Annotated in this window: 21 protein-coding genes; 13 read left to right on the top strand and 8 right to left on the bottom strand. The window is 63.1% G+C overall.

The features are described from left to right. The first annotated feature begins 37 nt into the window (after window positions 1–37). Window positions 38–877, top strand: coding sequence for a sugar phosphate isomerase/epimerase family protein (locus U0034_RS21000; protein WP_085225116.1), 840 nt, complete (start codon window positions 38–40; stop codon window positions 875–877). A gap of 23 nt (window positions 878–900) precedes the next feature. Here the strand turns inward: U0034_RS21000 and U0034_RS20995 are convergent, their stop codons facing one another. Further along, the gene (locus U0034_RS20995) at window positions 901–1323 is read right to left on the bottom strand and encodes a winged helix-turn-helix transcriptional regulator (protein ID WP_327197073.1); all 423 of its coding nucleotides are present in this window, start codon (window positions 1321–1323) and stop codon (window positions 901–903) included. Window positions 1324–1683: 360 nt separating this feature from the next. On the opposite strand from U0034_RS20995, the gene U0034_RS20990 reads away from it, so the two are divergent. From U0034_RS20990 to U0034_RS20975, 4 genes are read left to right on the top strand one after another with little or no spacing between them, the layout of a single operon-like run. Further along, complete coding sequence (locus U0034_RS20990) at window positions 1684–2661, top strand: LLM class flavin-dependent oxidoreductase (protein WP_085225120.1); 978 nt, start codon at window positions 1684–1686, stop codon at window positions 2659–2661. Between the two features lie 53 nt (window positions 2662–2714). Next, window positions 2715–3299 carry a hypothetical protein gene (locus U0034_RS20985; protein WP_085225122.1) on the top strand — a complete coding sequence of 195 codons (585 nt, stop codon included), beginning with the start codon at window positions 2715–2717 and terminating at the stop codon, window positions 3297–3299. 16 nt (window positions 3300–3315) lie between these two features. Then, on the top strand, window positions 3316–4035 hold the full coding sequence (locus U0034_RS20980; protein WP_085225124.1) for an isopentenyl transferase family protein: 720 nt from the start codon (window positions 3316–3318) through the stop codon (window positions 4033–4035). A gap of 57 nt (window positions 4036–4092) precedes the next feature. Continuing rightward, window positions 4093–4701, top strand: a complete 609-nt coding sequence (locus U0034_RS20975) for an LOG family protein (RefSeq protein WP_085225519.1) — start codon at window positions 4093–4095, stop codon at window positions 4699–4701. A 113-nt stretch (window positions 4702–4814) separates the two neighbouring features. On the opposite strand, the gene U0034_RS20970 is transcribed toward U0034_RS20975, so the two are convergent. After that, on the bottom strand, window positions 4815–5315 hold the full coding sequence (locus U0034_RS20970; RefSeq protein WP_085225127.1) for an Lrp/AsnC family transcriptional regulator: 501 nt from the start codon (window positions 5313–5315) through the stop codon (window positions 4815–4817). 194 nt (window positions 5316–5509) lie between these two features. Between U0034_RS20970 and U0034_RS20965 the strand changes: the two genes are divergently transcribed. After that, window positions 5510–6526: a 1-aminocyclopropane-1-carboxylate deaminase gene (locus tag U0034_RS20965; RefSeq protein ID WP_085225129.1), complete on the top strand. Its 1017-nt coding sequence runs from the start codon at window positions 5510–5512 to the stop codon at window positions 6524–6526. Between the two features lie 120 nt (window positions 6527–6646). On the opposite strand, the gene U0034_RS20960 is transcribed toward U0034_RS20965, so the two are convergent. The 3 genes from U0034_RS20960 to U0034_RS20950 all read right to left on the bottom strand — a co-directional run bounded on the left by U0034_RS20960 (window position 6647) and on the right by U0034_RS20950 (window position 9958). Continuing rightward, a complete protein-coding gene (locus tag U0034_RS20960) occupies window positions 6647–7192 on the bottom strand; it encodes a hypothetical protein (RefSeq protein ID WP_139831117.1) in 546 nt (181 codons plus the stop codon). 238 nt (window positions 7193–7430) lie between these two features. Next, entirely contained in the window at window positions 7431–8705 is a 1275-nt protein-coding gene (locus tag U0034_RS20955) for a Fic family protein (RefSeq protein ID WP_102622943.1), read from the bottom strand. Window positions 8706–8848: 143 nt separating this feature from the next. After that, complete coding sequence (locus tag U0034_RS20950) at window positions 8849–9958, bottom strand: LacI family DNA-binding transcriptional regulator (RefSeq protein WP_085225136.1); 1110 nt, start codon at window positions 9956–9958, stop codon at window positions 8849–8851. Between the two features lie 241 nt (window positions 9959–10199). Here U0034_RS20950 and U0034_RS20945 point away from each other — a divergent pair, with 241 nt between their 5' ends. The 7 genes from U0034_RS20945 (at window position 10200) to U0034_RS20915 (ending at window position 19193) form a co-directional block, all read left to right on the top strand. Further along, window positions 10200–11045, top strand: a complete 846-nt coding sequence (locus U0034_RS20945; RefSeq protein WP_085225139.1) for a TIM barrel protein — start codon at window positions 10200–10202, stop codon at window positions 11043–11045. Window positions 11046–11249: 204 nt separating this feature from the next. After that, window positions 11250–12185, top strand: a complete 936-nt coding sequence (locus U0034_RS20940) for a sugar ABC transporter substrate-binding protein (protein WP_102622942.1) — start codon at window positions 11250–11252, stop codon at window positions 12183–12185. Between the two features lie 97 nt (window positions 12186–12282). Continuing rightward, window positions 12283–13839: a sugar ABC transporter ATP-binding protein gene (locus tag U0034_RS20935; RefSeq protein ID WP_085225141.1), complete on the top strand. Its 1557-nt coding sequence runs from the start codon at window positions 12283–12285 to the stop codon at window positions 13837–13839. A gap of 25 nt (window positions 13840–13864) precedes the next feature. Then, a complete protein-coding gene (locus tag U0034_RS20930; RefSeq protein ID WP_085225143.1) occupies window positions 13865–14887 on the top strand; it encodes an ABC transporter permease in 1023 nt (340 codons plus the stop codon). A 206-nt stretch (window positions 14888–15093) separates the two neighbouring features. Next, a complete protein-coding gene (locus U0034_RS20925) occupies window positions 15094–15579 on the top strand; it encodes a hypothetical protein (RefSeq protein WP_085225523.1) in 486 nt (161 codons plus the stop codon). Window positions 15580–15817: 238 nt separating this feature from the next. Continuing rightward, window positions 15818–18037 carry a TonB-dependent receptor gene (locus U0034_RS20920; RefSeq protein WP_085225525.1) on the top strand — a complete coding sequence of 740 codons (2220 nt, stop codon included), beginning with the start codon at window positions 15818–15820 and terminating at the stop codon, window positions 18035–18037. Window positions 18038–18041: 4 nt separating this feature from the next. After that, window positions 18042–19193: a PepSY-associated TM helix domain-containing protein gene (locus U0034_RS20915; protein ID WP_085225146.1), complete on the top strand. Its 1152-nt coding sequence runs from the start codon at window positions 18042–18044 to the stop codon at window positions 19191–19193. 36 nt (window positions 19194–19229) lie between these two features. Here the strand turns inward: U0034_RS20915 and U0034_RS20910 are convergent, their stop codons facing one another. The 3 genes from U0034_RS20910 to U0034_RS20900 are packed head-to-tail and all read right to left on the bottom strand — an operon-like array spanning window position 19230 to window position 24987. Next, window positions 19230–22871 (bottom strand): hydantoinase B/oxoprolinase family protein, encoded by a 3642-nt coding sequence (locus tag U0034_RS20910; protein WP_085225148.1) that lies wholly within the window; start codon window positions 22869–22871, stop codon window positions 19230–19232. A gap of 25 nt (window positions 22872–22896) precedes the next feature. Then, entirely contained in the window at window positions 22897–24195 is a 1299-nt protein-coding gene (locus U0034_RS20905; RefSeq protein WP_085225150.1) for an MFS transporter, read from the bottom strand. Window positions 24196–24216: 21 nt separating this feature from the next. Continuing rightward, on the bottom strand, window positions 24217–24987 hold the full coding sequence (locus tag U0034_RS20900) for a putative hydro-lyase (protein ID WP_085225153.1): 771 nt from the start codon (window positions 24985–24987) through the stop codon (window positions 24217–24219). Window positions 24988–25016: the final 29 nt, after the last annotated feature.

The raw sequence follows: 25016 nt of genomic DNA, 5'->3' as shown, positions 1-25016 counted from the left end.
TACATGCGGCGCACAACCGCGCACGAAGGAGGCATGAATGGCGCAGCGGCTGCGGGTGTTCCAATCGCTCTGGGCCATGGAGCGGCGCCATACCGATGGTTACGAGCGCTCGCTCGAGGAAAACGTCGAGATGATCGCCAATGCGGGATTCGATGGCGTGAGCGCGCACTATACGGACCGCGAGAGCGTGAAAAGGCTCGCGCAGTTGCGCCGCGATTTCGGCCTCGATGCGGAAGGGCAGTGTTTTCCCCGCACGGTGGACGATCTGCAGCCGGTGCTCGAGCACGCGACCGAGTTCGGCGTGCATCACCTCGATTTGCAGCCCGACGTGCGGCCGCGGACCCTCGGCGAAGCGTTGGCGCTACTCGATGGCTGGAGACGGCTGGCCGAACAGGTCGATTTCCCGGTCTATATCGAAACGCACCGGGACCGGATGACGACGGACCTTTTCTTCACGCTCGATCTGCTCGACGCTCGGCCCGACCTGATGTTGCTGGCCGATTTGTCGCACTTTCTCGTCGGACGCGAGTTTCCATGGCCTGTATCCGACGAAAACCATGCGTTGATTCACCGCATCGCGGATAACTCCTGGGCATTTCATGGGCGCGTGGCGACCCGGGAACAGGTGCAGATCGAACTGTCGTTTCCGCCGCACCGCAAGTGGGTCGATCTCTTCATGGGATGGTGGCGCTACGGGTTTCTCTCGTGGCGCCGCCGGGCGAAAGAGAACGACACGCTTGCGTTCACGTGCGAGCTCGGGCCGCAGCCCTATGCGATTGTGGGGCGCGACGGCAACGACACCACCGACCGCTGGTCGGAGTCGTTGCTGCTGATGAATTGGATCCGCGATATGTGGCGCGAGATCGAAGCGTGTTGAATGCCCGACCCGTCAGCGGCGAATCAAACCCCAACCCCATCGAATTGCTGCCGTGCGACGCGTATCTCCGTATGATGCTCGCCGGCCCATTCGATCAGCGCCCCAAGCGGACTCAGGAACGACCGTCCGAGCGGAGACAGCCGGTACTCGACGCTCGGCGGCTTCGTCGCGAACACATGACGAGTAACGAGCCCGTCGCGCTCGAGGCTGCGCAACGTCTGCGTCAACATCCGCTTCGAGATCTCGGGGACGGCTTGCCTCAGCGCATTGAACCGTTGTGATCGCTCGGTAAGACACAAGAGCAGTAGCGGGCTCCATTTACTGCCGACCCGGTCGAGCACATCGCGCACCGGACATGGATCGGCCGCGTCGGCCGCCGGTCCGCAAACGTCGCGAGCCTTGTCATCCTTCGCTTCGCCGCGTGTCGAAGGTCTACTTTTCGTCACCTGGTGTCGCAAAACTGCCTCCTTTTCAGGCTTCCTGAGAACATATAAAGTCATTGCACGTTGATAAGAATCATCGAGAGGCCAAGTGCAGAGGAGGAGACAGTCAGCTCGCTTGTGGCAGTTGACCGAGAGGGCATACGATACAGCGGTTCGTCAAGCAAATCTCGATTCATTGTTTAACACGAGATTCTCCTCCGCTTGCAGGTATATTTCGAAAATCAATTCGACGCCGGTTATGGCGGGATGCGGCGATTCTACGCGATCGATATGTTACGGTGCAACCCGTGTCGACATAGAATAACTTGATTGGCCTCATTAATTGATCCTATCGCGGGGAATCTGAAAAGGAAGATTGAAGAAATGATCCGATCATGGATATTCGACTTGGTCAATATTTCAAGCGACGACGACCCGATCAACTTCGACGTTCAAAATTGTTCGCGCGAATATGCATGGCATAGCGATCTGTGGGCGAGGGCGGAGCAATTGGGATTCCACGGCATCTTCTTTAGTGAGCACCATTTCAGTGGCGCCCGCGCCATTCCGGCACCGGGGCTGTTCGCCGCATTCGTCGCTGCGCGAACGCAGCGACTACGCATCGGTGTGCTGGGATGGGTCCTGCCGCTTTGGCAACCATGGCGCTTCCTGGAGGAAGTTGCCGTGCTCGATCACCTGACTCAGGGCCGCCTCGAGGTAGGAGTCGCACGCGGCTCGAATCCCGCCGAAATGGCGGCGGTCGGCATAGGCGAAAGTGATGTCGTGCCGATGTTCCTCGAGTCACTCGCCATCCTCGAGCGTGCATGGCAGCGGCCCGGCATCTCGCACCGCGGCGACTACTGGACATACGAGCGGTTGCAGATCGTCCCAAAGCCGCTTCAACAGCCGCCGCCGATCTGGGCCACGGCGCGCACGGTGAACGCGGCCAGGGAAGCAGGAAAACGCGGCCACAAAATCTGCACCGGATTCCTGCCGCGGCAGCAAGTGGTGGAAATCTTCGATGCCTATCGTGAATCTGCGGAACGTTCCGGAAAATCCGTTTCGCCGAACGACATGGCGGTACGTCGGTGCATTTTTGTCGCCGAAACGCACGACCTCGCTATCCGCCATGCGCGTGCAGCACAGGCGCAATTGCCGTCCATTCTCGACGAGGACATTGTCGCCGGTACGCCGGAGGAAGTAGCAGACCTGATCTGCTCCGAAATGCGAGAAACCGGCGCCAATAACATTGTCGGCTTTTTCACCGGAAATCGGATCGATAAGCAATCCACGTCAACGTCGTATGACTTATATGGTACGCGAGTGATTCCCATTCTGAGGGGTGGGGGTGGGTGCGTCTGAGCAGCGTACGGTCCGGCTAAACGCATATTAGGAATGTTATTGGGGAGTGATAGATGTTTGCATCGTCGTCGTCGAATGATGCGCCTAACGGCATCGGATCGCTCGAATTGATTGCCCTGACCGAGGCGATCTGCTTCGACGATCTCGAGTTCGCGCCGCTGGTGCGAGAGATCCTCGTGACGCCATCGCAGCACCTGCATGGCGAGTACGTGGCATTGACGGTCCAGAACGGCACCAAGCGAGTTGTTTTCGAACCGGCTGGCCGGGCCGACGACGAACAGCGGGGCGCTTTCGCGCGCGAGGTCGTTTTTGTCGTGGTTCCGGGGCGCTCGGCCGGGTTGTCGCATTTGTCGCGCATCGGCGAGAAGTTCGAACGGCGCATGACATCGAGCGCTCACGTGTGCCTGCTTTATCTGAACCACGGCTACGGCACGGAACTGATGGCGTCCCTGCGGGATTACCTTTCGGGCGGCGTCGAATGGCGCGACCCCTCGCCTGACGCTCCGGGTGCGTGCGGGCTGCTGTTTTCGTCGGGTTGGAACAAGGGCGTTGCCTGCCACGTGGCGGGCTCCCTGGAAAAGTACGCTCGCGAACTGTCGGACCGCACACGTTCGCGTATTTCCCTGCTGCACAACTGAAGGAGGGGGGAACGCGATGACGATCCGCCTTTACATGATCTGGGGGCCTACTACGACCGGCAAGACCGCGCTGTCCGTGGCGCTTGCCCGCATGGTCGGGGTGCCTGTGCTGTCGTTGGACCGTGTGCAATGCTGCCATGAAATCGCCGTGGGCAGCGGTCGCCCCTCTCCGGAGGAATTGGAAGGTACGGCGCGCGAGTATCTCTGCCACCGGCGAGTGGCGGACGGCGTCGTGTCGGCCGCCGAGGCAAACCGGCTCCTCAAGGCGAAAGTGCTCGATTACTCAAGGCATTTGCCGGCGCTGATTCTCGAGGGAGGATCGGTTTCTCTCTTCAACGAGATGACTGCGGACGATTCATGGGCGCATATTGCCGAGTGGGTGCTGCAAAGAGTCCCCTTGCCAGCGCAAGATGTGTTCATGAAGCGCGCCCGCGGCCGTGCTCGTGCGATGCTCGATGCGCCGGCTGGAGAACGGAGCATGCTCGACGAATTAGTCGATCTTTGGCGCGATCCGAGAACGCACGCGGTGCTCGAAGATATCGACGGATACCGGCAATTGATCGGTTACGCTCGCGCCGCTGGCATACCGGTCGTCGAACTGTCGAACGCGGCGCCTGAGATCTTCGATGACTGGGTCGAGCTCATCGCCCGCGAGTATTGGGAGCATGCGTGCTGGCAGGAGCAGCGGTTCGCTTCACCGCCGACATGTTGGAGGCACGTCGCTCACGCCTGGTAGGTACCCCCTCCGGGAGCGCGGGGCACCTTCGTATTGCTGATCTTTGAGGAGGGCTCGATGCAAAGGATTTGCGTGTTTTCCGGTTCCAGCGAAGCGGGGGCGCCCCGTTACCTCGAGGCCGCGGCGGGCCTGGGAACATTGCTCGCCGAGCGAAACATCGGCCTCGTGTATGGTGGAGCGGCGATCGGCTCCATGGGGGCGATCGCCGACGCCGTGCAGGCCGCGGGCGGCCATGTGACGGGCGTTATTCCTCGAGCCCTTGTCGAAATGGAGGTCGCGCACCGCGGTCTGGCAGATTTGCGTATCGTCGGCTCGATGCATGAACGCAAGGCACTAATGGCGGAACTGGCCGATGCGTTTATTGCCTTGCCGGGCGGGATCGGCACCCTCGAGGAACTCTTCGAAATATGGACGTTGAACCAGCTTGCCTATCTGGAGAAGCCGCTGGGATTGCTCAACGTCGGCGGGTACTACGATCGGTTGCTGACATTTCTCGATCATGTAGTTGCCGAATCGTTTCTGACGCGCGTGCACAGGGAATTGCTTTGCGTCGAAGGCGATCCGAAGGCGTTGCTGGATGTTCTGACCGCTTGCTCGTCATCCGATCGCTGCGAATGGCGTGACCGCGAGTCGGTCAGTCTTCGTTTTGCAGGCGGGGCATGGTAAGTGGGCTGACCCGTTGCAGTGCTGAGCCTCCCACGCCCGAAACTCAAGATGCGGTTGCCGGGCCGCCGCGACGTTGTCCCACGCGTTGCCGCAGTGCTTGCGGGGGAGCCGCATCACAGCGGCAGCGCATGCGTCGACAAAATTTCCTTTAACACCATGAAACTGCGTACCTGCCGCACGCCCGGCAGGTACAGCAGCTGCTCGGCGTGCAAGCGATTGAAGCTCTCGTTGTCCTTCGTGCGCACGAGCATGAAGTAATCGAACTCGCCGGTTACGACGTGGCACTCGACGCACCCCGACACCTTCTGCGCGGCCTTCTCGAACTCGGTGAACGCTTCGGGCGTCGACCGATCGAGCACGAAACCGATTACGACCAGCATCCCGACGCCGAGCGCTTTCGGGTCGAGCAGCGCGACGATGCCACGTATCAGGCCCATTTCCTTCAACCGCTCGACGCGCCGCAGGCATGCGGGCGCGCTGAGCTTCACTTTCGCGGCAAGGTTGACGTTCGAGATCGACGCATCCTGCTGCAGATACCTGAGGATCGCACGATCGATGCGATCCAATGCGGGCTGGGCGCCGGAAGGAGGTGACGTTGGACTGCCTAATTTCATTGCGTGGACCGTGGGCGTTAAGAATGAAAAATTCGTATACGTCGCCGGGTGGCCTTCCAAAGTAGGTCATTGCGATTTATTTCGCAAGCTTATTTCTCACGGATATCCCTATCATTTTTCCTACGGCAACGCGCGCAGCCGCACCGCCGGCGAAGCCCGTACTCGCATGGATCGCCCCTCTCCGGAGACACTGAATGAACCTTCAACGCTTTCCCCGTTACCCCCTGACGTTCGGGCCAACGCCTATTCAGCCGCTCAAGCGTCTGACCGAGCATCTGGGTGGCAAGGTCGAGCTGTATGCGAAGCGCGAGGACTGCAATAGCGGTCTTGCGTTTGGCGGCAACAAGACGCGCAAGCTCGAATACCTGATTCCCGACGCCCTCGAGCAAGGGTGCGACACGCTCGTATCGATCGGCGGTATCCAGTCGAACCAGACCCGGCAGGTGGCCGCTGTTGCCGCGCATCTCGGCATGAAGTGCGTGCTGGTCCAGGAAAACTGGGTCAATTACTCGGATGCGGTCTACGATCGCGTCGGTAACATTCAGATGTCGCGCATGATGGGCGCGGACGTGCGGCTCGTGCCGGACGGTTTCGATATCGGCATTCGCCCGAGCTGGGAGGAGGCGCTCGAGAGCGTGACCAAAGCGGGCGGCAAACCCTATCCGGTTCCGGCAGGCTGCTCCGAGCATCCGTATGGCGGTCTGGGTTTTGTCGGCTTCGCCGAAGAAGTGCGCCAGCAGGAAGCGGAACTTGGTTTCAAGTTCGACTACATCGTCGTGTGCTCGGTGACGGGCAGCACGCAAGCCGGTATGGTCGTCGGTTTCGCAGCGGACGGGCGTGCCGATCGGGTCATCGGCATCGATGCCTCGGCAACGCCGGAAAAAACTCACGCGCAGATCACGCGAATCGCACGGCATACGGCAGAGCTCGTCGATCTCGGCCGCAACATCACCGAGAAGGACGTCGTGCTCGACACGCGCTATGCCGGTCCCGAGTATGGTCTGCCCAACGAGGGCACGCTCGAAGCGATCCGCCTTTGCGCGCGCATGGAAGGCGTGCTGACGGACCCCGTCTACGAAGGCAAATCGATGCACGGGATGATCGACAAAGTGCGCCGCGGCGAATTCGAGCCGGGCTCGAAAGTGCTGTATGCGCATCTGGGCGGTGTGCCCGCGTTGAGCGCATACAGTTTCATCTTCCGCGACGGCTGACAAAAAAAGCGGCCGTGGCGGCTCTGCTCGACGAGGGCTTCGAGCGAGCCGAGCCGGTGATCCGGGCCGCGGCGGCGGTTTATCCGCCGCGTCGGTCATCCTCTGCGTGCCCGATCGCGATTATTTGCGCACGACTTCGATGCTCACGTTCAGGCCCGTTTGCGCCTCGATCACCTGGGCTGCGAAGCTCATCGCCTCCAGAACCGCTTCCTCGGAGACGGTCCCGTCGGTCAGACCCGCTCCACGGCCAAATCGGCCGGATCTGTTCGACAGCATCCATCCGCCGATCTGGCCGTCGTATTTCAATTCCCCGCCGAGGAAGGCGTAGCCTCCCCGGGGATCGGCCCTCCCGGTTTCATCGAACCAGGCCGCCAGGGTAGGGTGTCCACCGCTTCCGTCCTTTTCGTTCTGTTGATATTGCGCCTCGTAATGGTCCCGCATCTCGTCGAGCTTTTCGCGCACCGCGTCACTGAATGCCTGCGGATACTTCCAGGGCTCTTCGATGCCCAGAATGACCTTGCCGTCGTCACGCAACACCCAAAGATAGGTCAGGCTCTGGTCGGCAACGAACTCCTTGGGGTTCGCTTCAATGTCGATCCAGACAGGATTGATCAACTCGAGTTCGCTTGGTTTCACGCGATGGGGCAGTATCGGATCGAAAGGCATGATGAGGCTCCTTGCATCTCCTTGCATCGTTATCCGGATGAATTCCGGGCTCGGCGGGCTATGCGTCATGCCCACCTGCATAGAAACGCGTCGGATGCGCTCACGTGAATCGTGAGCCTTCGCCCGAAAAATCTATTGATGCGAGCGCCCGCGAAATGGTTTGACCGTGTCTTGGAGACTCGGCGCCGGACACTGGCCCTATCCCGGCCACGCGGCGGCCGGTGTGCTTCGCTCGGCTTTACTCGATCCCGCGAGCGTCTTGCGCTCGATGTGATTCGATCGTTGGCAGGGGAACGCTCTCGCTTTCCGGCCAGAGGCCCGGAAAGAGGAAACGCAGACTGAAGAACGGCAGGGCGGGCTCGATGGGCCCGACCCGGCTTGTCGTCTTCACGAGCCGCAGGGCCAGCAGTTGAGCGACCGTGCGGGATGCAGTCCGGTCCGCAACGCCGAGCATTGCCTTGAACTCTCCGCGATCGAGCTTGCCGATCTGAAACAAGCGGTAAAGCGCCCGACCGAGTTGCTCCGGGTAAATCGACGTACGCGAGTGCGCCATGCTGCGGCCGAAGTCATGCGTTATCTGCAAGGCCAAACTGTTGAAGCGGTGCTCGAGCGAGGGGAAATCGAGCTGGCCAGCCATGAAATTGACCTGATCGAGGCAGACGTCGAGCCAGAACGACACGAAGTGTGTCAAGCCGCTCGAGCTCGGGTTTCCGCGCCCATCGGTATCGTTCCGGCGCCGCTGGTCAGCCGCGCTAAGCGCAGCGTAGTAATCGCCCTGCCGCCGGGCAAGTCCTCTCATCGGAGACCACAGGCCGTCGGTGAGCGCCAAATGGGTCAACAGGAGGTGATTTTGCAACCGGCTGACGCGCCCATTGCCGTCCGCAAACGGGTGAATCCATGATAGGCGGTGCATGGAAGCGCCGGCTGCAACGATCTTCTTGTTGACGGAATAGTGCTCGACGCCATAGCGAAAAACAAAGTGCCGCAGCAAGTCGGGCAGCATTGCAGCCGGAGGGGCAAGGTGGTTGCCTACCGTTACCTCGATCTCGCGCAACGCACCTGGGGCCAAAGAGCCGCGCACTTGGCCTTGCGCGTCAAGGATAACCCGCGACTCCGCAGGCAACTGCTCGTAGAGTTGCCGATGAATACGAGTGATCCAGTCCGGACTGAGCTGTTCTGCCCATGACATCTGAAGCGCGAGTGGCTCGAGTTCGGCCTCAAGACGCATATGAGCGAGGGCAAGCTGTTGCCGGCGGTATGTCTCGTGTTCTTTCGAGAATTTCTGCTCCAGGGCGGCTTCAAGGTCTGCAGGATAAGTTTGCTGTCCTTCGATCTTGTTCGTGTAATACGAATTCATCGCGCGAAGCAGCGGTGTGAGAACCGCACGTGAGGCCGGTCCCGCGCTCGCCGACAGCCGGGCCGCCGCGGCTCGCAGATCGCCGACTCTGTCGAGGACATCGACCATTTGGCCGTCGTCAGGGAAGGCCGGTTCGATCATGTTGCTGGCGTTCACTTGGCGAATTCAAGAAATCATTAGTCATTGAATTATAAAGACAATTTGCATGCATGGCGAATCTCGGGCGGAGTGGTGGGCCAGGAGATGCGGGTGCCTCCCCCTCCGTGGCGCTCGCGGTGGATGCCGAACGACAGCCGTACTCAAACCGCCGCATGCCGCGCGCGCCCCGTCGAAACAGCGTGGCCACATTCGTCGTCGACCAGATACGGGCTGCGCCTGACATTGGACGAGCAGAAGATCCGGAATTCGACCGGGCCGGGCGGCGCGGGCGCATCCACTACGCCGCAGGCATTGAGCAGATGCTGCAGCGCGGACATGACTTGCCCGTCCGGGTCCTGGTCGAGCGCGATATCCATCGTGCCTTGTTCGATGTACTGCCGATGATGATCGAGCATTTCGTGGCCGACCCATACGATCTTGCCCGCCACACCGGCCACGCGTAGCGCAGCTTCCACGCCGGCAGAGCCATAGCCGCTGTTATAGATCCCAACCAGTTCGCCGCGCTTGAGCGCGGATGCAACGGCCCGATGACATCGGTCCGGGTCGTCGAGCGTCTCCATCGGCTCCTCTTCGCAGACGAGAGTTGGAAACGATTTCAGCAGCTCGGTTTTACAGCCTCGCACACGCTCTATATGCGCGCGGTAATCCTTGCGACTGCACAGCAGCAGCACGCGGCCGGGCCGTGCTGCGAGCCGCCCCACGAAATAGCCAGCCGTGCGCCCGGCGCAAGCGTTGTCGATTCCGGCGTAATGCACACGCCCGACGTCGGGAATGTCCGTCACCATCGTCACCACCGATTCGCCGCGGCTGCTCACCGTGCGCAGCGCCTCGCGCACGCTCGCGGTGTCGTGCGTGGTGATGAGGAGGCCCGCGCGCGGATACGGCGGGTTCAAGATCGCGCGCGTGATCACGTCGTCGTCGTCTTCGGGAAGGATCTGGCGATGCAGCACGATGCGCCTGTCGAGCATCTGCATCGAGCGCTGCAACGCCAGATTCAAGCGTCGAAAAAACGGTGTGTCGTTTCGGGGCAGCAAAACGTCGATATGGACGAGCCCATGACGCGTATCGGGCAGCACGCGCGGCACGCCAAGCTGGCGGGCCGCGGCAACCACGCGCGCGCGCATCTCTGCCGATACGCTGCCTCGCTCGTTGAGCACGCGGTCCACTGTGGCGGGGCTCACGCCCGCAGCCTCGGCAATCTCGACGAAGCGCGGCGTACGTTTGCGCCGTGGCGATGCGGCGTCGGTCATATCGGTGTCTCCCAATGTTTTGCCGGGGCTTATCCGATGGCGCAGCACAGCACCCGTGCCCCGCCTCGTGCCCCTATGTTCTGGCTGACGATAAATCATCAATCTTTTCGTTGAGGCGCGTCAATCAGTCACTTACCTTTCCAGCATCTATACGGCGGCCCCCTGCGCGTGCACGTGCGAATCGGGTGGCGCCGTGCGAGCGCCAGTACACCATCCATCTGCGTGAACCGGAGGCAAATCGATGAGCGTCGCCGTGCAATTTTCGTTGAACCGTATGAGCGCTCCGCGAATGCCGTTCGCGGACTACGTGGGGCTGTGCCGGCGCCTGGGCGTCCAGGCAATCGAAATTCGCAACGATCTGCCCGGCATCGAACTCGTCGATGGAACGCCGGCCGAGCGGATCAAGGAAGCGACGCAGGCAGCCGGTCTCGAGATCCTCACCATCAACGCGCTGCAGCGCTTCGAGCAGTTCGACGCGACGCGCGCCGAGGAGGCCGTGGCGCTGGCGAAATACGCCGCCGGCTGCGGCGCGAAGGCACTCGTCATGTGCCCGACGAACAGCGTGCTGGATAGCCGTACGGCCGCCGAGCGGCATGTCGATTACGTCGCCGCGCTCAAGCAGCTCAAACCGATTCTCGACGATCACGGCGTGCTCGGCCTCGTCGAGACGCTCGGTTTCGAGGAATGTGCCCTGCGCAGAAAGTCCGATGCCGTCAAGGGCATCTACGACGCAGCGGCAGAGCGGCACTTCAAGCTCGTGCACGACACCTTCCACCATCATCTGTCGGGCGAGGACATTTTCTTTCCCGATCTGACGGGCCTGGTCCACATCTCGGGCGTCGAGGACGGCACCGTCCCGGTGAGCGGGATGCGCGACCGCCATCGCGTGCTAGTGGGCTGCGGCGATCGCCTCGGCAACATTCGACAACTCATTGCGCTGCGTGAACGCGGCTATCGCGGGCACATCTCATTCGAGCCGTTCGCCGAGGAGATCGCCCAGGCAAGCGACATCGAGGCGTTGTTGCGCGAGAGCATGGCTCACGTCCGCATCGGTGTGGAGGCCGCACGTTTGCGCGAGGCGGCATAACGCGTTTGCGGGCCGGCGTATGCCGGTTGTCGCGTGTCTTGTGGCAACCACCGTACGCCGTGGCGTCAGGATCGGCAGCATCTGTCGCGACCCGCAGGATCGGCGTAATGGCCAGACCGTGAATAACACGGCTTGAAAGGCGTGATGCCCGCATCGCACGTTGCGCGGCGGCACGCCGATTCGACTATATATCCGGAGACAAACATGAAGTCTTTCGCGCGTTCCTTGCGTTGCCTGCTTACCTTGTCGTTTGCCTTGGCACTTCCCGCATCGGCGTTCGCCGCCGCGACGATCGGCGTGTCGATGGCTCATTTCGACGACAACTTCCTGACCACGGTGCGCGAGGCCATGGCGGCCGAAGGCAAGGAAAAGGCGGTCAACCTCGACTTCGAGGACGCGCAAGGCGATGTCGGCCGTCAGGTCAGCCAGATCGAGGCTTTCGTGGCGCAGCACGTGGCGGCGATCATCGTCAATCCGGCCGATGCTTCGGCGACGAAGCGCATGACCGACGCGGCGCGCAAGGCGGGTATTCCGATCGTCTACGTCAACCGCAAGCCCGACGAGCCGATGGGCAACGGCGCTTACTTCGTCGGCTCGGACAGCCTCGTTGCCGGGCACCTGCAGATGGAATACCTCGCCAAAAAGCTGGATGGGCGCGGCAATATCGCCGTCATGCTCGGGGAGTTATCCACCGATGCCACCCGCGACCGCACGCGCGGGGTGAAAGACATCCTATCGAAGAACCCCGGTATCAAGATCGTCGCGGAGCAAACCGCCAACTTCGATCGCAGCCAAGCCATCAACCTCATGAGCCAGTGGTTGAGCGCCGGCAAGAAGTTCGATGCGATCGCGGCCAACAACGACGAAATGGCCCTCGGTGCGCTGATTGCGATGAAGCAGGCCGGCATCTCGCCGAAGACGGTGCTGGTCGGCGGCGTCGACGCAACGAAAGACGCGCTGTTCGCGATGTCCAAGGGCGATCTGGCCGTGACGGTCTTCCAGGACGCGAAGGGGCAGGGCAAGGCCGCCGTCGACATGGCAGCCAAGCTGGCAAGCGGGGACCGGAACGTGAAGCGCGAGGACTGGATCCCCTATCAACTCGTGACCCCCGAGAACTACAAAAGCTTTCTGAGCCGATAAGAGGCAGCGGTCCGATCATCCGACGAGGCGCGGCTGCGTGCCGCCCTCGCATCGAGCGAATGTTTTCGTTGCTCAGATTTGTCAGGAGAGTGCGGCCATGTCCAATCCAACGATCGCAGCGTGCGCCTCGGATGCGCGTTCTCATTTCCCGATGCATTCGGGCATGGAGCCGCTGCTGGCGGCCCGGAACGTTCGTAAGGCTTTCCCCGGCGTCGTCGCGCTCGATAACGTCTCCATCGAGATCCATGCGGGGCGGGTTCATGCGCTGATGGGCGAGAACGGCGCGGGCAAGTCGACGATGATGAAGATCATTGCCGGCATCTACACGCCCGATGGCGGCACGCTGCGCTTCAAGGGCGAGCCGATCAAGCTGAAGTCGCCGCGCCATGCGCTCGACAGCGGCATCGCGATGATCCACCAGGAGCTGAATCTGCTGCCCGACATGACGGTGGCGGAGAACATCTGGATTCGCCGCGAGCCGCGTTACGTCTTCGGTCTCGTCGATCACAAGGCGCTCAACAGACGTACCGAGGCCCTCTTTGCCCAGCTCGGCATCCATATCGATCCCGAAGCGCAACTGGGTTCGCTCAGCATCGCCAATCGGCAGATGGTGGAGATCGCTAAGGCCGTTTCGTTCGATTCGGACCTGCTCATCATGGACGAGCCGACCTCGGCCATCACCGACAGGGAGGTCGAGCAGCTCTTTCGGATCATCGGCGAGTTGAAGGCCCGCGGCAAGGCCATCGTATACATCACGCACAAGATGGACGAAGTGTTCGAGATCGCCGACGACATTTCGATCTTTCGCGACGGACATCACATCGTCTCTCGCCCGGCGAGCGAATTCGACAAGCAGTCGCTGATCGCCGCCATGGTGGGGCGCGAACTCACGCAGGTTTTTCCGAAGGAGCAGGTGCCCATTGGCGAAGTGGCCCTGGCGGTCACGAATCTCGGCCGGCGCAGCGCGTTCTCGAACGTGAGCTTCGATGTGCGATACGGCGAAATTCTTGGTTTCGCCGGATTGATGGGCTCCGGCCGCACCGAAGTCATGGAGGCGATTTTCGGCGCGCTGCCGGCCGACCGGGGGGAAATCGCCTTCGACGGCAAGCCGAAGCGAATCCGCACGCCGCGCGAGGCGATCGAGTCGGGCCTTGCGTTCCTGACCGAAGACCGCAAGGGCAGCGGGATGTTCCCGCAATTGTCGGTGGGCGAAAACATGGAGATCTCGGCGATGCGGCGCTATTGCATGCTGGGCTTCGTGAGGCAGCAGCGCATCGACGGCGAATGCGCGCGCATGTGCGGCAGCTTGAAGGTCAAAACGCCGGGGCTCGGCGAAACCATCGAGAACCTGAGCGGCGGCAATCAGCAAAAAGTCCTGCTCGCCCGGTGGCTCTTGAATCAGCCGAGGATTCTCATCCTCGACGAACCGACGCGCGGCGTCGACGTGGGCGCCAAGGCCGAGATCCACGCACTGATCACCCAACTCGCCAGGAAAGGCGCAGCGATCATCATGATCTCCTCGGAACTGCCGGAAGTCATCGGCATGAGCGACCGGATAGTGGTGATGCACGGACGCACCGTGAGCGGCATCCTGCCGCGCGAGCGGGCAACGCAGGAATCCATCATGGCGCTGGCCTCCGGCGAGCGTCTCTGAAGCGGCCATCGAGAAGGAGACGAACATGCGTGTACCGGCAATGACGAGCACGGCGGATGTGGCAGGCATCGCACCGCGTAAATGGCGCCTGCCGCAGGAAACAGGCATTCTCCTCGTGCTTTTCGCAATTGCGCTCGCCTTCGAAGGCCTGGGCTGGATGGAGCGCGGGCAGTCCTTCCTTTACAACCCGCAAGGCCTCATGATCATGGTCCTGCGCGTGTCCGAGATCGGTCTCATCGCCGTGGGCGTGACGATGGTCATCATCGCCGGCGGCATCGATCTGTCGTCGGGCTCCGTCGTCGCATTGTCGGCCATGATCGCCGGTAGCCTCGCGCAGGCGGGCGGCTTCGGGGCAACCGTATTTCCGGGCCTGACGGACCTTCCGGTGGCGGTGCCCGTAATCGCGGGGGTGCTGGCGGGGGGCTTCTGCGGGCTCGTCAACGGCATGGTCACGGTGCGCTCGAACGTTCCGCCTTTCATCGTCACGCTCGGCATGATGGTGTCCGCGCGCGGCCTCGCGCGCTATTACACCCACGGCCAGCCGATCAGCATGTTCACCGATGCCTACTCGGCGATCGGCAACGGCGCGAAGCCGGTCGCCATCTTCCTGATCGCCGCGCTGATTTTTCATATCGTCCTGCGCTACACGCGCTACGGAAAATGCCTTTATGCGATCGGCGGCAACGTTCACGCCGCGCGCGTGTCGGGCATCGCGGTAGGGCAGAGCCTCATCGCGGTGTACGTGATCGCAGGACTGCTGAGCGGGCTCGCCGGCGTGGTCGTATCGGCGCGGGCACAGACGAGCCAGTCGGGCATGGGGTTGTCGTACGAGCTCGATGCGATCGCGGCGGCCGTGATCGGTGGAACAAGCCTCGCGGGCGGTGTGGGGCGCATTACGGGGACCGTCATCGGCGCGTTGATTCTCGGCGTGATCTCCAGCGGCTTCATTTTTCTCGGTATCGACTCGTACATCCAGGAAATCGTCAAGGGCGGCATTATCGTCGCCGCCGTGATCGCCGACCAATACCGCAAACGTCACACTCGATAAACGACGGCCGAAGTCATCGCCCGCGGTGAGGCCGCTGGCGCCGATGCAGCAGCATCCGCTCCCGATGATCGACGATGCACCGCGTTTTCGCGGCGCAGGGGGCGGTTGCAGTCTGCGAGCGGAACGGCGCGGCATCGTGGTCATGACGGCGATTGCGCGCGGAAGCCGCATGGCCGTCGTGCCGGATCGAGGTACAATCGCGCGCCATGAACGCACTTCGCCGCTTCCTGCATCGGCCTGGCGTCGCGCGACAGCTGCTGTGGGGTCTTCTCCTGGTGACAGTGCTGTCCCGCGCGCTGGTGTCCGGCGCCGTGATGCTCGATCCGGACGGTCTGGATGCGGGCTCGGTGGTGCTGTGCTCGGGCCACGGCCCCCTGATTCTCGACCCGGCCGTATCGGCCTCCCGTTTCGACGTGAGTGCCCAGACCACCGGGGCCAACGACGCGCCGGCGCTCGTCGACACGATCGAGCAAGGCCCGCACGCGGGCAAGGCGCAGTCCCCGGGCAGCGGCGACGGTACGTGCGCGTTCAATGCCGCGCTGTTCGTCGCGGTGGCGTCGTTCATGCTGCTCCAACTGCTGTTTCCGGTCGGGGTTGCGCAGCGCTTTCGAATTCTCCCAGGCAGTCCTCCCCGTGTGCGATCGCTGTTCGACGATCGTCCGCCGCCCCGCGCTCCTCCTGTGTTCTGCTGAACGTTCCCGCGCAGCGGCTCGTGCATTCGATATGCGCGAGCCGTCGTGCCGTTCGTCTGATACGACTTGATTCAAGCGTTCATTCGAACGCCCGCACCGCGCGGGCGACGCCATCGTGCGCGCATCGTTTGCGCATGACGTCGACCCCGCGCGCCTGAGCGCGTGCAACGGCTCGCGGCCATGCGCGAGCACCGCGTTCGATCCGTTTCGCATCCAACCTGACCATACAAACAACAACATGTTTCGCTTGACTCGCATCGCCATCGCGCGCTCTGGCGCGACCTCGGTTCGCTCTGCCACGAGCGCGTGCGCGCAGAGCGCCATCGCAACGACCGGCAGGATCAGCGTAAAGAACAAATGGTGGGTTATCCCGGCCTGCTTCGCCGTCGCCCTGACGGCACAGGCCGATCCTGTCCAGCAGCAAAATAGCGATCCTGAGGCAAGCGAGCCGGCGAAGGCGCGCGGCAGCAGCGCGGTTCAAACAACGAAGTCCGCGCTGCCGAGCGCGTCCGGCAACGCCGACTCGACGTTCGTGCTGGGCACGGTCAACGTCAGCAGCACACGAACGGGATCGCTGACTTCGAAGAACATTCTGACGTCGGTCGATCGCGTCGACGCGGACCATATCGAGAACCAGAACGTGCGCAGTCCGTGGGAGCTGTTCGGCCAACTGCCGGGGGTACTGCTGACCGATTTCAATCAAGGCACGACGTCGGGCAAGCTCTCGTTCCGCGGCTTCAACGGTGAAGGCGAAATCAACGCGGTCAAGCTTCTGATCGACGGCGTGCCGTCGAACAGCAACGACGGCAACATGCCATTCATGGACGCGGTATTTCCGCTCGAAATCGATTCGCTCGAGACCGTGCGGGGGACCAACGACCCGCGCTACGGTCTGCACAACATCGCAGGCAACGCGAGCATCTCGACCCTGACGGGCGGCAACTACGCGCGAGGGCGAATCGGCTACGGCAGCTACAACACGTTCGACGCGGAGACGGTTGCCGGCCACGAGACCGATGCGTTCTCGCAGAACTACGCATTCGGCTATCGCAAGTCGCAGGGCTACCGCGATCATTCCGATTCGGACAAGGTCGCGCTGAGCGGCAAGTGGTTCTTCCACCCGACGTCCGACGTGCGACTCGGTTTCTCTGCACGATACGCGCGCGTTTCGGCTGACGAACCGGGCTATCTGACCGATGCGGACGCCCGCGCTCACCCGACCGAATCGTACGCGTTCAATGCGACGGATCAGGCGACGCGGGAGACCGGTCAATACGCACTGTATGCCGACGTCGATCTCACCAACCTGCTGTCGTGGTCGACCACCGCCTATCTGAACACGTTCCGGGAGCGGCGCTGGGTGACCTTCTCCTCCTCGGCAAGCCAGCAGGAGCGCTTCTCCGACGAACGGCATCTCGGCTTTCTGAGCACGCTGACGTTTCGCCCACAGGTGAACTGGCTTCACGATCTCGCATTGGAAGCGGGCGTGAGCGGCGAATGGCAAGACGACGTCAGCCAACGCTGGCTGACGAACCAGCATGTCCGTACGTCGCAGACTCGCGATCAGGCGTTTTCGTACGATACGTGGGGCGCCTACGTGCAAGCAGTCATCAAGCCGATCGACACGTTGAAGATCATTCCGGCTTACCGGGTTGACGTGCTGGGCGGACAGTTGACCAACAACCTGACGGGCACGCGCTACGACATGAACGACTACGGCGTCGTTCAGCAGCCGAAGATCGGCGCCGTCTACACGCCGTGGCGCGGCTACAGCTTCTACGGCAACTACGGACGCTCGTTCCAGGTTGGCGTGGGAGCCGGCGCCTACAAGATCCCGCCGCGCACGGCCGATCTTGCGCCGTCGATCAACGACGGCTGGGAAGTCGGCATGAAATTCAAGCCGGCCGACTGGATCGACGGCCGCGTCGCGTACTGGGAGCAGCTTGCCAGCAACGAAGTCCGCCGCAAGCTCAACGATCCGACCGGCGACTACGACAACCTCGGCAAGACGAAACGGCACGGGGTGGATCTGCAGGCCAACCTCCGCATGACGCGCGATGTCGGCGTGTGGTTCGCGTACACGTACCAGATGGCCCGCATCGTTGACCCGGGACCGGCGAATCCGGGCAGCGCCGGCAAGCAGGTCGATCACGTGCCGAACCATCTGCTGTCGGCGGGCATGGACTATCAAGCGACGTCTGATTTGCGCCTGTCGACATGGGTGAACGCGCAGAGCGCGTACTACCTCGAGCCGACCAACACAAAGGGCAAGTTCGGCGACGCGGTGACCGTCAATGCGCGTGCCGCGTATCGGTTGTCGAAGTGGATGACCGTCGATGTCCAGGTGACGAACCTCTTCAACCGCTTCAACGAGTACGTCTGGTACGACGACACGCAGGCGCTCCATTCACCCGCGCCGGGACGTGCGGCGTTCGCATCGCTGACCGTGAGCTACTGATACGATGGCGCACGACCTCGCACAAATCGAAACCGGCAAGCGCAACCTGCGCACTGTATGGTTGCGCATTCATCTGTGGCTCGGGCTCACAGTGGGCGCCCTGCTGGCGGTGATCGGGCTGACCGGCAGCGCACTTGTCTTTTACACGAGCCTCGACGACGCGCTGGAATTGCCGGCGATCCGGCACGCCGCGATGCCGAACGATGCGCCGACCTACGAGTCCGTCATCCAGTTGCTGAAGCGCACTTGGCCCGAACGGACGCGCGGCTGGCGCCTTGAACTTCCCTCCGGCGCATCGTCGCTGATCCGGGCGCGCTACTATCGGCCCGCCGAGAAAGCGGACAAGACGTTCGCTCCGCTGCTCGTCTGGATCGATCCGGCCGCCATGGATGTCGTACATCACGCGTTCTGGGGCGACACGTTGATGACCTGGCTCTACGACCTGCATTACACGTTGCTGATGGATGGCATCGGGCGGCAGATCGTCGGCTGCATCGGTCTCATCGCGCTTGTTTCGGCAGGCTCGGGGCTGTACCTTTGGTGGCCGAGGCGCCGAAACTTCCGCGCCGCGCTGACGCTGCGGCTCACCGCAAGCCGGCAGCGTACGACCTACGATTTGCACAAAATCGGCGGAATCTATTTGCTGCCCGTGGTCGCCGTCCTGATCGTGACCGGTGTGCTGCTGGACATGCCGGAGACGTTCAATCCGATGATTGGACGGACGTCTGTGCTGTTCAAAGCGCCTGTGTGCCAAAGCGTCCCCGGCCCTAGGCGGCTCTCGCTTGACGAGGCGCTCGAGGCGGCCCGGCGCTACTTTCCCGGTGCGGTGCCGCGATGGCTCGAAACGCCGGACGGGCCGCAGAGCTGCTATCGCTTCCGTTTGCATCGGACGGGCGAGCCGGGCTTCCGATTTCCGGCGACGACCGTCTGGGTCGACGCCTATACCGGCAACATAGTCGGCGCACGCGACATCGCGACGCAATCTGCGGGGGATACGTTTCTCGCGTGGCTGCACCCGCTGCACAGCGGGGAAGCGCTTGGGCTGACCGGCCGCATTGCCGTCTTCATGTCCGGATTCGCCATGCCGCTGCTCTTCGTCACCGGCGTACTGCGATGGCGACAGAAGAGCGCGGCGAAGCGTAGCAGGAGCCGCTGAAGCGAAAGCAAGTGGCGGCACGCGAGAATGCTCCGGCTATCGGCGCACGCCGTAGCCCCCGCCGCCCGGCGTGCGGATGACAACGACGTCGCCGCTTTGTACCGCCATCCGATGCCGTGCGCCGAACACTTCGCGCGTGCCGTCGCCGCGCTCGATCCAGTTCTCGCCCGTCGCGCCGGCTTCGCCGCCGTCCAGGCCAAAAGGCGGCACCTCGCGCCGGTTCGCGAGCATGACGGCCGTCATCGGCGAAAGAAAGCGGATGCGCCGCTCCACGCCGTCGCCACCGGTGTGCCGGCCTGCGCCACCGCTGCCGCGGCGAATGCCGAAAGCGTCGAGCCGCACCGGGAAGCGCCATTCGAGCACTTCGGGGTCCGTCAGGCGCGAGTTCGTCATATGCGTCTGCACGGCGCTGCATCCGTCGAAGTCAGGGCCGGCACCGGAGCCGCCGCAGATCGTTTCGTAGTACTGAAATTGCGCGTCGCCAAACGTGAAGTTGTTCATTGTGCCCTGTGCGCCGGCCATGACGCCGAGCGCGCCGTAAAGCGCGTCGGTGACGGCCTGCGACGTTTCGACGTTGCCGGCGACGACCGCGGCCGGATACCGCGGATTCAGCATCGACCCTTCCGGGATGCGGATCTCGAGCGGCTTCAGGCAACCGGCGTTGAGTGGAATATCCTCGTCCACGAGCGTGCGGAAGACGTAGAGCACGGCCGCCTTGCAAATCGACGACGGGGCGTTGAAGTTGTTCGGGCGCTGTGCGCTCGTGCCTTCGAAGTCGATCACGGCCGAGCGCGCCGCGCGATCGATCGCCACGCTCACGGCGATCTTCGCGCCATCGTCGAACGCGTACTCGAATCGCCCGTCTTGCAGCACGGAGAGTGTACGCCGCACGACTTCCTCCGCATTGTCCTGCACATGCCGCATGTAGGCAGCAACAGTCTCCACGCCGAACTGCCCGCACATGCGCGCGAGCTCCTGAGCGCCTTTGGTGCATGCGGCCACCTGGGCGCGAAGGTCTGCGAGATTCTGCTCGACGTTGCGAACGGGCCATGCGCCGGTAAGCAGGCGGTCGCGCATTTGACCTTCGAGGAAACACCCCTGCGCAACCAATTGAACGTTATCGAGCAGAATGCCTTCCTCGTCGACGTGGGTCGAATCGGGCGGCATCGAGCCGGGCGTGATGCCGCCGATATCGGCATGATGTCCGCGCGCGGCGACATAGAACATCGGTGCCGCCTGCTGTTCGCCCGCGAAGACGGGCATGATCACGGTGACGTCGGGCAGGTGCGTGCCGCCGGCGTAGGGTGCGTTGAGCGCATAGGCGTCACCGGGTTTCATCGTGCCGTCCCGCCGCTCGATGACGGTGCGCACGCTTTCGCCCATCGAGCCGAGGTGTACCGGCATGTGCGGTGCGTTGGCGATCAGATTGCCATCTGCGTCGAAGAGGGCGCACGAAAAATCGAGGCGCTCCTTGATATTGACGGAATACGAGGTATTCGCGAGCGTCACGCCCATCTGCTCGGCGATCGACATGAAAAGATTGTTGAACACCTCGAGCAGAACGGGGTCTGCTTTCGTGCCCGCAGCATGACGAACGTCGCGCGCCACACGGCGTTCGACCACGAGGTGGTTGTGGCGCGTCACGCTTAGTTGCCAGCCCGGCTCGACGATGGTCGTGCCCGTGCGTTCCATTATGATCGCGGGGCCGTCGATCGTCGCGCCGGGTGCCATCGCATCGCGGTGGTACACAGGCGTGTCGCGCCAGGCGCCGCCCGTATAGACGCGCGTGGCGGCAAGCGCAGCCGGGCGCGTGCAGGCGCCTGCGTCGAGCGGCCAGCGCTCGTCGTCAGCCTGCTGCGTGCGGCCGATCGCTTCGACGGCCGCGGCCTCGATCACGAGCGCGCGGTTCGGCATGAGAAAGCCGTATCGCGTGCGATAGAGCGCCTCGAACTGTGCGACGATCGAAGCAACGTCGTGCCGAAAGTCGACTTCGAGTGCCGTATCGGTACCCTCGTATTTCAGATGCAACGTGCGCCGGATATCGATCCGGTCGCCAGCGATCCGCTGATCGGCCACTTCCTCGCGAGCCGCCCGCGCCATTGCGGCGAATGCGGTCTCGCACGCGTCGAGGGCCGCCGTATCGAGCGGCGTTTCCAGTGCGCTCTGGCGCAGCGCGCGCACGTCTGCGAGCCCCATTCCGTACGCCGAGAGTACGCCTGCCAGCGGATGAACGAACACGCGCGTCATTCCGAGCGCATCGGCCACGAGGCAGGCGTGCTGCCCGCCGGCGCCGCCGAAGCAGGCAAGCGTATATTGCGTGACGTCATAGCCGCGCTGCACCGAGATTTGCTTGATTGCGTTCGCCATGTTTTCGACGGCGATCGTGAGAAACCCCTCGGCGATCTCCTCGGGAGTGCGCTCGACGCCCGTTGCGGCGGCCACTTCACGCGCGAGTGCGGCAAACCGCCCATGCACGGCTGCATCGTCGAGCGGCTCGTCGCCGTTGGGCCCAAACACCCGCGGAAACCAGCGCGGATCGAGTTTGCCCGTCATGACGTTGCAGTCGGTCACCGTCAACGGGCCGCCGCGCCGGTATGAGGCCGGCCCCGGATTGGCGCCGGCACTCTCGGGCCCGACCCGAAAGCGAGCGCCGTCGAACGTGCAAATGGAGCCGCCGCCGGCTGCCACGGTGTGGATTTTCATCATCGGGGCGCGGATGCGCACGCCTGCGACTTCGGTGGTGAACTCGCGTTCGTATTCGCCTGCATAGTGGGTGACGTCGGTGGACGTGCCGCCCATGTCGAAGCCGATGATGCGCTCGAAGCCGGCCAGCGACGCCACCTGTGCCGCGCCGACGATACCCCCCGCGGGGCCGGAGAGAATCGCGTCCTTGCCCTGAAAGCGGTGCGCGTCGGTCAGCCCGCCGTTGCTTTGCATGAATTGCAGCGGCACGGGGCCGAGTTCCTGCTCGACCTGCTCCACATAGTGACGCAGCACGGGCGAGAGGTAGGCGTCGACCACGGTCGTGTCGCCGCGCGAAACCAGCTTCATCAACGGGCTCGTTTCATGGCTCGTGGAGATTTGCGCAAAGCCGATTTCGCGGGCGATCGCGGCCACGCGCCGCTCGTGGTCCGTGTAGCGATACCCGTGCATCAGAACGATGGCGCAGGCGCGGATGCCTTCGTCGAATGCGCGTTGCAACGCATCCCGCGTACCCGCCTCGTCGAGATCGCGCACACATTCGCCACGCGCGCCGATTCGCTCGTCGATCTCCACCACTGTTTCGTAGAGCAGCGTCGGCAACTCGATATGACGTGAGAAAAGCTTCGGGCGATTCTGATAAGCGATGCGCAGTGCGTCGGCAAAGCCTTTGGTGATCGCGAGTACCGTGCGTGCGCCTTTGCGCTCGAGCAGCGCATTGGTGGCGACGGTCGTGCCCATGCGTACGCATTCGATGAGATCGGCCGGTACGGGCGCGCCGGGTGCCACGCCAAGCAGCTCGCGGATTCCCTGGACGGCCGAATCCCGGTAGCGCTCCGGATTTTCCGAAAGCACCTTGTGCGTGACGAGCGTGCCGTCGGGGCGGCGGGCGACGATGTCGGTGAACGTGCCGCCCCGGTCGATCCAGAACTGCCAGCGCTGGGACGGGGACGAAGGAGCGGGAGTGACTTGCTTCATGATCGGATGCGAATAGGGGAGGAGGTCAGTTCTTGAGTTGCGCACCGCGCGTTTCGGGCAGGGTGAGGGCGGCGAGAATCACGATGCCGTAGGCTGCGGCGGCAAACGTGCCGATCGCGGCCCCAAGCGTCATCTTCTGAGCGACGTGACCGATGAGGAAAGGGAAGGTCGCGCCGACGGCGCGCCCGAAGTTGTAGCAGAACCCCTGGCCCGATCCGCGCACGCGTGTGGGAAACAACTCGGTCATGAATGCACCCATGCCCGAGAAGATGCCCGATGCGCAAAACCCGAGCGGAAAGCCGAGCACGAGCAGCAGCGTGTTGTTGAGCGACAGGCGGGTATAGACGATCGCGATGACGATCGAAGCGAGCGAGAAGGCGATGAACGACGGCTTGCGCCCGAAGCGGTCGTTGAGCCATGCGCCGAACAGATAGCCGGCGTAGGAGCCCGCGATGATGACGGCAAGATAGCCGCCCGTGCCGACGACGCTCAAATGCTGTTCGGTCTTCAGATAGGTCGGCAGCCAGGTCGTGATCGCGTAATAGCCGCCTTGCGCGCCCGTGGCGAGCAACGCGGCGCGCAGCGTCGTCCACCAGATGCCCGGGCCGAAGATTTCGAGGAACGAGTGATCGGCGTGCTCTTTGCGTTCGAGCTGCTTTTGCGTGCGATGGATTTCCGGCTCTTCGACGAAGCGGCGGATGAAGATCACGAAGGGCGCAGGGGCAATGCCGATCGCGAACAGCGCGCGCCATGCCTGCTCGGGCGGCAGTATGGTGAAGACGAGCGTATAGAGGCCGGCCGAGACGGCCCAGCCGATCGCCCAGCCGGCCTGCACCATGCCTACGGCCTTGCCGCGATCGCGTGCATGAATCACCTCGCCCATGAGTACGGCGCCAGCGGTCCATTCGCCGCCGAAGCCGAGGCCCATCAAGCCGCGCGCGACGAGTAACTGCGGGAAATTCTGTGCGAATGCGCAGGCGAGCGTGAAAACGGCGAACCAGACGATCGTGAGCTGCAGCGTGCGCACGCGCCCGAAGCGATCGGACAGAACGCCCGCAGCCCAGCCGCCCACGGCGGAAGCCAACAGTGTCACCGTGCCGATGAGGCCGGCTTCTCCCTTCGTGAGACCCCAGGTCGCGATCAGCGTCGGGATGACGAAGCTGAGAAACTGCGTATCCATGGCGTCGAGCCCGTAGCCGATCTTGCAGCTCCAGAAGGCCCGCCGCTCGTTCGGCTGCATGCGGCGGTACCAGCCCAATGCGCCGCTCGTCGGCGCGGCGACGCCCGTATCGTGCGTCGATGGGAAATGTGCTTCAGGATTCATCGCGTTCTCCTGGGAGGTCGATCAAAGGACGGCCAGCGTGGCGTTGGGGATATCGGTAACGAGCATGTGGCCGGGGCGGTGCGTGATGGCCAGCGGCAGGCGAGCTTGCTCGAGCGCCGTCTGCGGCGTGACCCCACAGGCCCAGAAAACCGGCACCTCATGCTCGCGGATTTCGACCGGGTCGCCGTAGTCGGGGCGGGAGAGATCGGCGATGCCGATCGCCTCGGGGCTACCGAGATGAACCGGCGCACCGTGCACGGATGGCACACGGCTCGTGACCTGCACGGCGCGGATAGCCTGTGCGCCCGTCATGGGGCGCATCGTCACGACGAGCTGGCCGCCGAACGGCCCGGCGGGGACGTTCGCGATGTTCGTGCGAAACATCGGCACATTGACGCCTTCGTCGATATGCCGAATCGGAATGCCTTCTTCGATGAGCATTTGCTCGAACGAGAACGAGCAGCCGAGCGCGAAGACGACGAAGTCGTCGCGCCAGAGATCCACGATGTTGTCCGGTTGCTCGCTCAGCACACCGTCGCGGTAGACGTTGAAGCCGGGCACGTCGGTGCGGATGTCGAGATCCTTTGCGAGGGAGGGCAGACGCCAGTCGCCGCGGTCGCCCACGCCGAGCAGCGGGCATGGTTTCGGATTGCGCACGCAAAAGCGCAAAAAGTCGTCGGCATGGGTGCTCGGGAGAATCACGAGATTGGCTTGGGCGTAGTCGCCGCAGTAGCCGGCGGTCGGCCCCCTGAACGTCCGGGAGCGGATTTGTTTGCGGAAATCGTATGGCATGAACGCATCCTTCGCTGGTGTCGATGCGA

This window comes from Trinickia caryophylli (assembly GCF_034424545.1).
In the GTDB taxonomy this organism is placed as follows: Bacteria; Pseudomonadota; Gammaproteobacteria; order Burkholderiales; family Burkholderiaceae; genus Trinickia; species Trinickia caryophylli.
This window is presented reverse-complemented; position numbering and strand designations above follow the sequence as displayed.

What these genes read in the sequence shown, in the direction of transcription:
- U0034_RS21000 (WP_085225116.1), top strand. Translation starts at nt 38, where the DNA reads ATGGCGCAGCGGCTGCGGGTGTTCCAATCGCTCTGGGCCATGGAGCGG.
- U0034_RS20990 (WP_085225120.1), top strand. Translation starts at nt 1,684, where the DNA reads ATGATCCGATCATGGATATTCGACTTGGTCAATATTTCAAGCGACGAC.
- U0034_RS20985 (WP_085225122.1), top strand. Translation starts at nt 2,715, where the DNA reads ATGTTTGCATCGTCGTCGTCGAATGATGCGCCTAACGGCATCGGATCG.
- U0034_RS20980 (WP_085225124.1), top strand. Translation starts at nt 3,316, where the DNA reads ATGACGATCCGCCTTTACATGATCTGGGGGCCTACTACGACCGGCAAG.
- U0034_RS20975 (WP_085225519.1), top strand. Translation starts at nt 4,093, where the DNA reads ATGCAAAGGATTTGCGTGTTTTCCGGTTCCAGCGAAGCGGGGGCGCCC.
- U0034_RS20970 (WP_085225127.1), bottom strand. Translation starts at nt 5,315, where the DNA reads ATGAAATTAGGCAGTCCAACGTCACCTCCTTCCGGCGCCCAGCCCGCA.
- U0034_RS20965 (WP_085225129.1), top strand. Translation starts at nt 5,510, where the DNA reads ATGAACCTTCAACGCTTTCCCCGTTACCCCCTGACGTTCGGGCCAACG.
- U0034_RS20960 (WP_139831117.1), bottom strand. Translation starts at nt 7,192, where the DNA reads ATGCCTTTCGATCCGATACTGCCCCATCGCGTGAAACCAAGCGAACTC.
- U0034_RS20950 (WP_085225136.1), bottom strand. Translation starts at nt 9,958, where the DNA reads ATGACCGACGCCGCATCGCCACGGCGCAAACGTACGCCGCGCTTCGTC.
- U0034_RS20945 (WP_085225139.1), top strand. Translation starts at nt 10,200, where the DNA reads ATGAGCGTCGCCGTGCAATTTTCGTTGAACCGTATGAGCGCTCCGCGA.
- U0034_RS20940 (WP_102622942.1), top strand. Translation starts at nt 11,250, where the DNA reads ATGAAGTCTTTCGCGCGTTCCTTGCGTTGCCTGCTTACCTTGTCGTTT.
- U0034_RS20935 (WP_085225141.1), top strand. Translation starts at nt 12,283, where the DNA reads ATGTCCAATCCAACGATCGCAGCGTGCGCCTCGGATGCGCGTTCTCAT.
- U0034_RS20930 (WP_085225143.1), top strand. Translation starts at nt 13,865, where the DNA reads ATGCGTGTACCGGCAATGACGAGCACGGCGGATGTGGCAGGCATCGCA.
- U0034_RS20925 (WP_085225523.1), top strand. Translation starts at nt 15,094, where the DNA reads ATGAACGCACTTCGCCGCTTCCTGCATCGGCCTGGCGTCGCGCGACAG.
- U0034_RS20920 (WP_085225525.1), top strand. Translation starts at nt 15,818, where the DNA reads ATGTTTCGCTTGACTCGCATCGCCATCGCGCGCTCTGGCGCGACCTCG.
- U0034_RS20915 (WP_085225146.1), top strand. Translation starts at nt 18,042, where the DNA reads ATGGCGCACGACCTCGCACAAATCGAAACCGGCAAGCGCAACCTGCGC.
- U0034_RS20910 (WP_085225148.1), bottom strand. Translation starts at nt 22,871, where the DNA reads ATGAAGCAAGTCACTCCCGCTCCTTCGTCCCCGTCCCAGCGCTGGCAG.
- U0034_RS20905 (WP_085225150.1), bottom strand. Translation starts at nt 24,195, where the DNA reads ATGAATCCTGAAGCACATTTCCCATCGACGCACGATACGGGCGTCGCC.
- U0034_RS20900 (WP_085225153.1), bottom strand. Translation starts at nt 24,987, where the DNA reads ATGCCATACGATTTCCGCAAACAAATCCGCTCCCGGACGTTCAGGGGG.